Here is a 12,038-nt window from a genome sequence, read left to right as displayed (position 1 = left end):
ATACACCATCCACTTTCAGAAAATTCAAAAATTTAACGTTTTATCAACTTAGCAACTTGTGGCTGAGCCTTGCCTTCAAGTTTTACCATATAAAGCCCAGCTGGAAGGGCACTAATATCTAGTGTTAATTCCTGATTGATCTCTGACTGGATAAGCATTTTACCTGATACGTCATAAATGGATACGGTATCGTATTTTACACCAGCTTCTATTGACACAACAGATGTAACAGGATTGGGAGACAGGAGGATTTTATTTGCTTCAAGATCGTTCACATTCGTTGTATAGGTTCTCTCACCTTCCCCAAACACTCTAAATTCAGTAAGACTTACCCAAGGACCCGTATAGACATCTGCACCCGTTACGGTTATTCTCACAAAGCGAGCTTCTAAGCTATCTACATCATTGATAATTGGGGCATCAGCAATGCCCTTAATTTTATTATTTGATCGGTCTACGATCATTGAATAGGGTCCATTTTGATTGGGAGAACCTTCAATAATGAATTGATAAGCCCTGTCTTGATAAGTTGTAACTTCTGTCTGAGTTATCCTTATGTCTCCTTCTAAATCAACAATAGCTGACTGCGGAAAGCCATTCACAGACCAACGCGTATTGGTATCATCATCGACAAGATTAGCTTCAACATTGCCTGCATCGGGCGTAGCGCTTCCCCCAACCCACTGATTCAATGCCCAGTTAAAATCCGTAGAAGGAGTCATTACTTTAACCATGAGTGAATCGCTAAATCCTCCATCATCTGTTGTCACTCTGACTTTCACTGTACCCTCAGCAATAGCGGTTAATAAGCCCTCACTGGTAAGTGTAGCAATGTTAGAGTCATCAGATTCAAACACAAAATTTTGATTGGTAGCATTAGCAGGAAATACGGATGCCTCTAAAGTAGTGCTGCCGGTAACAGCAATAGGGCCTGAGATATCAATCAAATCTACTCCGGTCACATTCACCGGAACCTGAACACTTATATTGGTACTTAAGCTTGTCTTTGATCTTCCTTCGTTATCAGTAGCCTTCGCTGTTAATGTATAGTTGCCCTCAGCTACATTTGTCCATGTATATGAATAGGGAGCGACAGAATCTTCCCCAATCTTATTACTACCTCCTTCAAAAAATTCTACAACTGTTACTGAACCATCCGAATCTACAGCGTCAACATCAATCGTAATGTCACTACCTGGCAAAAAATTTGTCCCCGCCAAAGGAGCACTTACACTAATAGAAGGAGCATAGTTTTGCGGGCTACCATCTGCTTCAAATAGTTCATCAAAATGTGCAGTTGCCAGTCCATTATCCTGAAGGTAAACCCCTGCCTTCCAATAGCTCGGGAAAGTCCAGAAGGAGACATCCATGTTCACCTTTTCCTGCCCTTCATAATCAATGATCATATTTCCTCCCACCAATCGAATGTCACAGGTAAAATATCCTCCCGGGTCTTCGCCAAGATCCACATGCATGGTATTAGTTCCTATGTTATCTGTTTTTATTGCTGCCCATATGTGATTCGTCGGAGTTCTTCCATTATGCTTATAAATTCTTAGCAAAGGTTTATTTGGTCCGGGACCTGCATTTGCATCATCGTGAATTTGCATGACCGTAACCTGATCACAGGTCTGCTCCACAATGTCAAGTCTTCCATGTAGCGATCGATCGGCTTGCGTAAGGTCCCAATTCGTTTCGTTTCGGAGCTCTGTTCGCCTGCTATCACCAGTCTGATTGAAGCGTATTTTATCCCCATCAACTACATAGAAATATGTCGGATGCGTATATCCATTATTCAGGGTAGCAAGGTGTGCTAAAGTAGAACTGGTAGGAGCCTGAAGCTTGCAGTCTGCCAGAAAAGCTTGAAACCTGGGTATGTCAGATGGGGCCGCATAAGATGATGGAGGAGCTGGAGCAAAGTGCGTAACATCTAAAGCGAAGAAAGATACTTGCGCGTACTCGCCAGGATTTCCCGCATTGTTTTGATTATAGTTTCCAGCTTTGAAATACATCCAATCATCAGCAAAGCCACTATTAGTCATATCCACTGTTTGAACAACATCAGCCTTCCCATCTCTCATGATGGTTACAGTTAGCGTATTGCCAATTGCTTTAATCTCGTAGCTGAACTTCTCACCTAATGCAACTCCGTCTGCTGGATCAGGCGCATTATCACTTCGGCTACCAATCATTTCGTACCATTGTTCGGGGCCTGTGGTAGGTTCATGAGCGAAATAAATGGAACCTTTTGTATTCCCTGGTAATTTGCGGTAATAAATTCTACAAGGCTCGTCATCAGAAGCATGTATTTGCCCGACAATTGTGCGACCGACCTTAAAACTCTGGTCAGAAGTCAATGATACATGATCCACAGCTACCGTGGCAGTCATAACGCCATCTACTCCTCCAGCTGCTTGTTGATTCGCCATCGTAGATGAAGAAAAAACCCAGTTATTTTTATTTATTCCCTGGGTGCCTATGCTGGTGTTTCCCCTACGCATCATCTCTCTCAATTCATTCCGGGGATATGTGCTGCCACCCGTCCTACCATCATTGGGACACCAAAATACCATGGCACCTGTGGTTGAGTCGGTGTAAAACTCACCAGGTACGAAATAGCCATTTGAAAGACTGTTCTCATCCCTTTCTGTTTGATTTGGGCGGGTAAGTTTCCAATAAGAAAGATCAAAATTTCCACTTGGAGGAAGGCTTGGATCTAATCCTTGTGCCATTGAAGAATCGACAAACAGATTCAATGCTAACAGCAGCAATATAAGTCGAGCATAAAAAGGAGAATAAGAAAACTCAATTTTCCTTAAGCCTGCGACCGGGTAGCCAAATGACAATTTCATAATTAAATTTTTTGAAAAATGTCTAAGAATAATATCAAAAACTTGAATAAAAAAACGATTAATAACAGCGTAGTTTACTATAAAAATGAACAGCTGAGTAGTATCCGCAAATTCCAAAATTGGATAACCAATGATTGGTTTACCAATTTTACTAAAATACAAAAATTAATAGTGCCATACTTCATCTTTCTTCGAAAAATCAGGTATTAGTCCTTTAAAGGACATTCTTCAAGAAATAGATAATCGTCAAAAGGTCTTATTTGTAATTGGGATATTGCACAAAATGCTCGCTTTTTCTGCAAAGCGTAATTCAGCAATGGATTAACTAGCGCCTGAACCTAAAACCTTATTATTAAGCGAGGAGTATTTTTTTCTGAAACCTTTACTTTAGCTGTTTCTTAAGGAAGAAACAGCTAAAGTATTTGATTTCAGTATGTGATTGAACCAAACAAACGAAGTATCGGTTCCAATTTTTTATCTAGAAAATATCTAGAACGGCTAAACATTATTCACCCAATTAGTAGCCAGGATTTTGGGTCAAATTAGGATTGTTTGCTATTTCTAAAGGTGGAATGGGTAGCAAGTAATCTCTGGATGGATCAAAGTTTTGCGTGCCCTGGAGCTCAGTTTCAAAACCATTTGGCCCAAATACGCTATCTCCCATTCTTCTTCTGACAATGTCGTACCATCTTTTCTGCTCAAAGGCCAACTCTAATCTCCTTTCTTCTAGTACGTCTTCAACAGTAGCTGATGCAATGTCTGCGGGTACAGCACTTGGAGCAGCTGTACCATCACCATTTCTTGCTCTTTCCCTAATCATATTGACATACTGAGCAGCTTCTGTGGTATTACCCAATTCAGCAGCAGCCTCAGCAGCGATTAAGAGCACCTCTGCATAACGCATCAATTGATAATTGGAATGAGAATCCCTTCCGCTAGTATTGGCCTGTGGCAAATCGCCAGCCATGGCAGTGTACTTCGAAATATGTGGGCGATTGGCGTTTCTACCGTCCAGGCTAGAATAATTGGTAAATGGAATTACATTTCCAGAGTTATCAACTGCCTCAGCATCAAAATTGACTGACTTTCTGTAGTCTCCATCATCCCAGGTATCATATACTGCTTGAGCAGGTACCATTACAGACCATCCGCCTGAAGCATAATAGGTGCCTTGACCAAAGAAACCTGTAAATGCAGCCAGATAGTCTCTGGATTCATCATTAATATTGGTTCCAACGAAGTCTATTACAAAAATGGGTTCTATCGAAAAATCAGTATTTTCTGCATGGAAAATGTTACGATAATCTGGTTCCAATGCGAGGTTATACGTTCCTGCCTTGGAGATAATATCAGTAGCTTCATTGTATGCCATTTGATATTCTCCTCTGGTGAGATACACACTTGCCAGATAAGCACTAGCAGCTGATTTAGCAGGAATAGCCCTATTGGCTCTTGAATCCTGTAGCCATTGCTTGGCATATTCCAAATCGGCAATGATGCTTTCATAAACGGCATCAGCAGAGGTTCTTGCTGCTACAGATGCTTCTGCGGTAGTAGTTGTTTCATCCAAATAGGGAACATCTCCAAAAAGTCTTACCAAATGATAGTAGGCAAATGCTCTTATAAATCGTGCTCTAGCAGTTATCTCTTCCTTCACCCCAGGAGCTTGTTCATCCAAAACCTCAAGTTCCCGAAGGGTTTCATTGGCACCTCTTACCATCTGATAAAGTCGAGGCCAGAAACTTCTTTCAGGATTTGATATGTTTAAGATCAGAGGATTGCTAGCGGATAAGGTAAATTGATCATGTTCAACTCTTTCAGCATTAGTAGAAGGATTTCCTATATCTACCATATCTGAACGCAACATTAAAGTCAAGCCCAGTGCTCTGGACAGAAATGCTCTCGCATCTAAATGGCCGTAAGCACCCGCAACAGTAGTTTCGACTATTTCCAAATCTACCGACCGCTCACTCGGCTCCAATTGACTTATTGCATCCTCTTCCAAATTGGAGCATCCCACACTTGAAAGGGCAAATATCAACGTAAATAAAATCTTATATATTTTCATCTTGAGAAAATTTTTATTGATTTAGAATTTTAAATTAAGGCCAACAGTAATTGATCTAAGGTTAGGATAATTACCAAAATCATGTCCTACAATAATATTATCATCTCCTCTGTTTTCTCCTCCACTACCAAAGTAACTTACCTCTGGATCTAATCCGGAATAATTAGTGAACGTAAGTATGTTTTGAGCACTAACAGATAGCCTAACAGAACCTATTCCTATTTTTTCCAACATTCCCGTAGGCAAGCTATATCCTAAAGCTACATTCTTCAGTCGTAGATAACTTCCGTCTTCTACGAAACGAGAGGAACGCTCTCTCCCTCTTATAACTGCTCGGGGTATATTAGTGTTTGTATTTTCTGGCGTCCAGGAATTTAAAACATCTGTTAAGCCATTGCTGTCGCCATTATATAACTGAACAGCTGTCAGGTTGAAAATTTCTCCGCCTACTGCTCCCTGGAAGAAGATATTTAAGTCAAAATTTTTGTACGTAAACGTATTCGCAATACCAAAGGTGAAATCAGGATTTGGGTCACCGATTATCTGTCTGTCATTGTCGTCAATCACACCATCAAAGTTGCCATCTTCATCGGCTACTTCAGCAAACAAGGGTTCTCCGGGTATTGGGTTGCCATTTCCATCGAAAGACACTCCTTTCAAGGCTGTACCTGCAGGAATATCGCCTCCCTGATATACACCTTGATAATCTAAGCCCCAAAATAGACCCAGGGCCTCTCCTTCTCGTAAAATATAGGTGGTAGCACCAGAGAAATAACCAGGAGCACCGCTACCTATAATTTCTGTACCTCCAGATAACTCTACTACTTCATTTCTGTTTCTAGCAAAATTGAGGTTAGTAGTCCATCTAAAATCCTTTTTATTAATGTTGTTTGAACTTAAGCTAAGCTCAATCCCATTATTATTAATAGAACCTACATTCCTCAGGACATCTAAGTCCGTTGTTCCTAAGTAAAAACTTGAAGCTCTATCTATCGCTAAAAGGTCTTCTGTGTCAATGTTATAATAGTCTGCGCTAAGCGTGATTTTATCATTGAACAAACCAATATCCACTCCAATATTTGTTTGAATAGAGGTTTCCCACTTTAAATCCGGGTTTGCTTCACGAGCCAGTTCTACCCCAAATGGTCCATCAACTACACTAGGTGGCTGAACATTAAAGATAGCAAGTGATTCATAAGGCCCGATGGCTTGATTACCCGTTAACCCATAACTCGCTCTTAATTTGAGGTTAGAAAGCTTAGTGTTATTGACTAAGAAATTTTCGTTTGAAATCTTCCATCCAACTGCAACAGAAGGGAAAATTGCATATTTATTATTTGCAGCAAAGTTTGACGCACCATCCCGACGAACGGTAGCGGTAAGCAAGTATTTGTTTGCCCAGTCTAAATTAACGCGCCCGAAAACCGATTCTATTTCAGATTCAGAGAAACGTGAATCAATGGTGCGTTGATCAATCTGACCGGCTTCCAGGTTATACCAGGAAAAGACATCTGTCAATAATTCTCTTGCGCCGGCTTCTAGCCCTTCGGTAGTACTTTTTTGATAAGAATGACCAGCCGTAGCGGTTAAATTACCTTGACCAATGGGTGTCGTATAGGTTAGGTAATTTTCATTAAGTAGGCGTGTTCTTTTTACGGATTCTAAAAACGCTCCACCCGCTGAAAGCACAAAGGTCTGTGGTTTAAAATAACCTTCTGTGCTGTTTTGAGTTCTGTAACCCAGGGTAGTTTTAAAGTTCAGCCCTTTCAGGATTTCCAAATCAGCATACATATTAGTTCTAACATTATCTGATTTGGTTTGGTTCCTAATCTGAGTAGCTACAGCCCAGGGATTTTCTATATCGTCTCCTACTGTATTTTGAGAGAAATTTCCTGCATCATTAAATCTCCCAACGTCAGGTGCAAATCTAAAAGCCAAAGCGACTACATCATCTCCTCCTCCATTAACAGAACCAATAGCATCTCTTCCGGTCGATTGAGTTGAAACCCCATTTTGCTCACTTCTACTAGCAACACTATTCATTCCAATTGTCAACCTATTACCTACGGTTGCATCTATATTTGCTAAAAACTGGATCTTTTCGAAGTCAGAATTAACAACAATTCCTTCCTGATTAAAAAAGGTACCAGATAGATAATAGTTTACATTATCACTGCCTCCCGAAACTGACAATTGGTAGTTTTGTGTACTTCCCATTCTGTAAATTTCGTCTTGCCAGTCTGTGTTTTCAGTTCCCTGAGCATATGGAGAATCTCCGGCATTCGTACGGATCATGTTTTGATATTGAGCAAATCCGTTTGCATCCAGTAAGTCCAATCTATTGGTAGTCTCCTGAGAAGAATAACTGGTATTAAACTCTAAGGTCGGTTTTCCAGACTTACCTTTCTTAGTAGTTACCAGGATAACTCCTCCAGATCCTCTTGATCCATAGATTGCGGTGGCAGAAGCATCTTTCAATATCTCTATAGACTCAATGTCATTTTGTTGAGGGAAAGAAGCTCCTACAAAACCATCGACCACAACAAGTGGGTCACTACTTGCATTAAGTGATGAACTACCTCGAACACGAATAGAAATATCCGCGCCGGGCTCACCACCATTTTGTGTTTGAACAACCACTCCAGCCGCACGACCTTGAAGTGCCTGGCCAGCATTCAATAATGGGAAAGCTTGAATTTCATCAGCTTTTACCGAAGATACACTTCCCGTAACATCACTCTTTTGAACAGTTCCGTAGCCGATTACGACAACTTCTTCTAATTCTTTTGTTTCCTCAACCATGGTGATATTAAAGCTGGTTTGCCCATTCACAGGAATGGTTTGCGTTTCATAACCTACATATGAAATCCGCAACACGGCCTCAGAGGAAGCTTCTATTCTAAAATTACCATTGGCATCGGTAGTTGTACCAGTAGTAGTTCCCTGAACAACAACTGTCGCTGCAAATAAAGCCTCGCCGTTTTCATTTGAGACTTTACCGGTAATGACCTGTGCATTTACACTCAGGGTAGACAAGCTTATAAATAGGACAAAGAGTCCCATCAACTTCTTGCTAGGTTCAATAAAATTTTCTAGTAGATTATTCATTTATAGTAGTTTATAAAACAATCGATTCGATAATGTCCAATCAATTTTGTCCTCTTTAACATGTTAATTCATTGAAACAATCTTATTTAAATTCTTAGCTCGGATAAAGAAAAAACGAAAAAGGCATTAGCTTTTAATCCTGTTTCAGCTCTTACCCAATCGATGTCAAATTATCTTAATACAAAGAAAATATAAATTGGTTAACCAATTTAGAACGATACAAATTTATAAGCAAATAAAATTTGCTACTTTTCCCATTACTAAGCATTCTACTGGTGAATAATCGAGAATTAGAAGGCTTGGGATAGGTCTAAGGGTACATATCGATGCCCTGGAAACAGCCTACTTATGATCTACTCGATCTGTTACCAAATTTTTTGAAGGCTATTTTTTACCGAATCATTAACTTCTCTTTAAAGAGGATCTCATCCTGATGTTGAATTTCCAGAATATAAATTCCAGCAGCTATATTATTACCGATGAACTGATAGTCGATTCCTTCAAACGTAAATTGATCTATCTTCCGACCGGACAAGTCAAAAATACGGACGGTATAGAATCCCATCTCTTTCATTTCAATAGTTAGTTCCTTGTTGGGTGTTGGGTTTGGAAATACGCGTATTTCCAAGCGTTCTTCCTCTTCCATGGGTGGTGGCGGTGGGGGATCTCCTCCTATAATAGCCACTCGAGTAAGATTGGTATTACCATCATTATCTGTAGCAATGGTCTGCAGGTAATGAATTTCATGAGAAAGATTCTGAATCGTAGTAGTTACATCCGTGAATATATAGGGTGCTTCCTCGTCTTTCCCAATGGGTTCGCCATTGATAAGCAGCTTCACATCTTGAATGCTTCCATCACGATCTGTCGCGGCTACTTGAATATCACCTCCCTCCCAGCTTGACACATCAATTGCGCTGGTGAGATTTATAAAACTCACATTGGGTATATCCCCACTAAAGCCTCCATCTGAAAAGTTTCCCTGACCAGCCCAGTTCGCCAGCAAATCATAAATTTCCCCGGATTTTTGCTCAGGTATCACAACATTATCAACTGCGCTTTCCCCTAAACGATCCTTCAATTGCTGGAGATAAAGACTCCTCGGCTGTACATTAGTCCCCCAGCTTTCCCAATATCCTGCACCGGTCTGATTCGTGCCTATACAGCCAATGCCCCAGTTCATTGAACCAGGCGGACTATCTACCCGAAACTCTCCCTTGTATGATGATATGTTCCAAAACATGGTTTGAGCACCTGACCATCCATGTCCAGTGCCTGAACTCCCCCTATTCCAGACCCTTGTAGAACCTCCTCGAATGTTGTCAAAGAGGGTTCCAGTTGCCCATCTGTGATGAGGGCCGATATCCGATTCGGCGCTCTCCGCCAAGCCATCTAAAAAGACATTTGGCCCTGTGACTCTGGATCCCGTCACAAAATCGTGTCGCCCATCTATAGCATAACATCGCTGAAATAAATTGCCTATTCCCTCTTGAATTGCATAAGAATACCTTCTACCTCCTGTAACTTGAGACTTGGGGTCAATATAAGCGCAATCCTGAACGCTTATAAAATTAGCATCATCAATATTGACCGTACTATATGCAAGGTATTGACCGGTTACTTGTTTTACCCAGGAATGTTCCGCGGCGCTTATCCTTACCGCGGTCCAGGCATGTGATTCGTCCGAATTACTGTTGTAAAAAGATTGGATTCTCATGTTTTCAACGCCGCACTGGCTGATTCGCCTTGATGACTGAATTTTTGAAATTGTCCCACCACCATAAGCTACTTCCATAACATCAACTATGGGAATATCTATGGAAATAGTATTTCCATCTATCGCTGTTATCATTCGTTCATGATCAATAACATAACTGCCTGGTGTCCAGCCATTACACCCACTGGATCCTTGACATAAGCTTGACTGATCCATACCTAATTCATCGATCCAGGCCTGGTTTGGTGTTCGAGTGAGCAGAATTTTATCTCCAACCGTATAGTTCGAGGCATCCGCAACCTCAAAAGAATAAGATCCAACCGGTACGTACTCTGTTGTGATTGCCTGCTCAGATGCAGGATCTTTATTAACACCCCCTGCCCCCAAAATGCTGATTACATTATGAGAAATTCGGGGATTGGAATGAAGAACTGTTCCGTTTAAGCCCTGCCCTTCACCTCTCAATACAACTCCAGAGGCTCTAATGGTCAGAATGTTTTCTAAACTATAATGCCCAGCTTTAATCAATACTACTCCTCGAAATCCATTTTGATCAGGTTCGAGCGCTTCAATCAGGTCTATAGCGGCCTGAATTCTTCGGGCATCCTCTCCCTCCTCCGGACTAACTGTAGCTGCAATTGGAATATTTGTAGGAAGAGAAACGCCTCCCCCCATATAACCAGCATAAGAAAAATCGGGAATCGTGTTGACCTCATTTGATTGCCCCTGCATGGCGAATGGAACGTAAGTTAATTCACCTTGATCCAAATAGATCAATTGAGAAGAATTTTGTCCATGAGTAAAATAGACTCCAAAAAGGCTGAATATTAGAAAAGATAATCGATGAACATTCATAATCTAACTGCATAAACCTGGTCAGCAGGCAAGTAGTAACATTCGTAATCAAGGCTAATTGGTCGCTTGCTCATTAAAAAGCTTGATTACACGCTAGGTATTGGGTCGAGATGCGGTCATAATTTATTTATGTAAAACGAAAAAAGGAACGCCTAAATAGACACCCCTTTTTTCGTTTATGGAAACCTAATTTCCATATACATATTACTTAGTAGCTTATTAGGAATTATTCATCTTCCCCTACTGTAGCATCTGAAGAGTTTGGATGATAAGGAGAGTCAAGGTTAACATCTGGGTTTAGATCATCACCTTTTACTCTTCCCTGGAAATCATCTTCAAAAACTATAACTCCATCATTATATACTTTTATATCATCAACGTGATAAACGCCATCACTGACCGCTGAATTTGAAGCATACTTCCATTGGAAATTACGAGCACCGTCTATGACAGTTCCTAAGTGCTCAGCAACCTGATCAGCATTGTTAGGATCTCTGGTTGTACTAGGCGCATCCGTAATTACTGTTTGCCCACCTATTATCACAGTATATAAAGGAGTATTGGTACCATCAGAAGTCCAGCTTACCTCAACCTCTACCCATGTGTCAGCTACTCCGTCCGGGAAATTAGCAGCAGCAATGGTCGCATCGGAAGCTCCCTCACGGAAGGCATGTTCTGCATTGTCTTTTAGTCTTACTTCGACAATAGAGTTTCTACCGCTAGTTGAAGAACCTGTAACATTGATAAAGGCGTCCTGAATATCCATATCTACTGGACCCTCAGCTACTCTATACATGAAAGTCACCTTCCCATTTTGGATAGAATCAACAGCTAATCTAAGTTCGCCTGTATCATCACCTTTGGTGTCAGTGATTACAGCAAACCTGTTCTTAGGTGCAGTAACCATGATTGTTTCAGTAGCTGTACCCATTACTCCGTCGGATGCAGTAACAGTCAATTTTACTTCATACGTACCTTCTTCGGTGAAAGTATGGCTAGGATTCTCTTCAGTAGAAGTTCCGTTTCCACCAAAGTCCCAGGAAGAAGTGAAAGTTCTATTCGTGATTCCATTTACAACAGAGGTGTTGGTGAAGGCATATGTCAAAGAATTATCCGCATCAACCTGTGCTGAGAAAGCAGCAACAACCGTAGATGGATCAGGTTCAGGTTCGGGAGTCTCCCCTTCACAGGCAACATTCAAGCCTAGTGCCAAAAACAAGGACATCATGAGAATGACGCTCCTATTTAATTTAGTTAATAGATTTTTCATTTTTGCTATTTTTCCAAGTTTTAAAGAATATGAAATTTTATTATAGGCTTTTATTTGAGCCTATTTATAGGGTTAAAATCTGAACTATATGTACAAAGTGTTAAATCCACGAGTCATTCTTCACGTTTTGCCCCCCTACACTGTCCTTTCTATTGTGCTGACACTACC

The 12,038-nt window shown here is 40.8% G+C and carries 5 protein-coding genes; all 5 read right to left on the bottom strand.

Features of this window, described 5'->3' with window-relative positions:
- Positions 1 to 32 precede the first annotated feature (32 nt).
- Entirely contained in the window at positions 33 to 2,852 is a 2,820-nt protein-coding gene (locus R8P61_01670) for a polysaccharide lyase family 7 protein (GenBank protein ID MDW3645756.1), read from the bottom strand.
- 517 nt (positions 2,853 to 3,369) lie between these two features.
- Positions 3,370 to 4,920: a RagB/SusD family nutrient uptake outer membrane protein gene (locus tag R8P61_01665; GenBank protein ID MDW3645755.1), complete on the bottom strand. Its 1,551-nt coding sequence runs from the start codon at positions 4,918 to 4,920 to the stop codon at positions 3,370 to 3,372.
- 21 nt (positions 4,921 to 4,941) lie between these two features.
- Positions 4,942 to 8,028 (bottom strand): TonB-dependent receptor, encoded by a 3,087-nt coding sequence (locus tag R8P61_01660; GenBank protein MDW3645754.1) that lies wholly within the window; start codon positions 8,026 to 8,028, stop codon positions 4,942 to 4,944.
- A 391-nt stretch (positions 8,029 to 8,419) separates the two neighbouring features.
- Positions 8,420 to 10,600 carry a T9SS type A sorting domain-containing protein gene (locus tag R8P61_01655; protein MDW3645753.1) on the bottom strand — a complete coding sequence of 727 codons (2,181 nt, stop codon included), beginning with the start codon at positions 10,598 to 10,600 and terminating at the stop codon, positions 8,420 to 8,422.
- A 226-nt stretch (positions 10,601 to 10,826) separates the two neighbouring features.
- The gene (locus tag R8P61_01650; GenBank protein MDW3645752.1) at positions 10,827 to 11,870 is read right to left on the bottom strand and encodes a PKD domain-containing protein; all 1,044 of its coding nucleotides are present in this window, start codon (positions 11,868 to 11,870) and stop codon (positions 10,827 to 10,829) included.
- Between the last annotated feature and the right edge of the window lie 168 nt (positions 11,871 to 12,038).

It is taken from the genome of Bacteroidia bacterium (genome assembly GCA_033391075.1).
GTDB lineage: Bacteria > Bacteroidota > Bacteroidia > J057 > J057 > JAWPMV01.
The sequence above is the reverse complement of the archived record's forward strand: the minus strand, read 5'-3'. Positions and strand labels throughout refer to the sequence as shown.

What these genes read in the sequence shown, in the direction of transcription:
- R8P61_01670 (MDW3645756.1), bottom strand. Translation starts at nt 2,852, where the DNA reads ATGAAATTGTCATTTGGCTACCCGGTCGCAGGCTTAAGGAAAATTGAG.
- R8P61_01665 (MDW3645755.1), bottom strand. Translation starts at nt 4,920, where the DNA reads ATGAAAATATATAAGATTTTATTTACGTTGATATTTGCCCTTTCAAGT.
- R8P61_01660 (MDW3645754.1), bottom strand. Translation starts at nt 8,028, where the DNA reads ATGAATAATCTACTAGAAAATTTTATTGAACCTAGCAAGAAGTTGATG.
- R8P61_01655 (MDW3645753.1), bottom strand. Translation starts at nt 10,600, where the DNA reads ATGAATGTTCATCGATTATCTTTTCTAATATTCAGCCTTTTTGGAGTC.
- R8P61_01650 (MDW3645752.1), bottom strand. Translation starts at nt 11,870, where the DNA reads ATGAAAAATCTATTAACTAAATTAAATAGGAGCGTCATTCTCATGATG.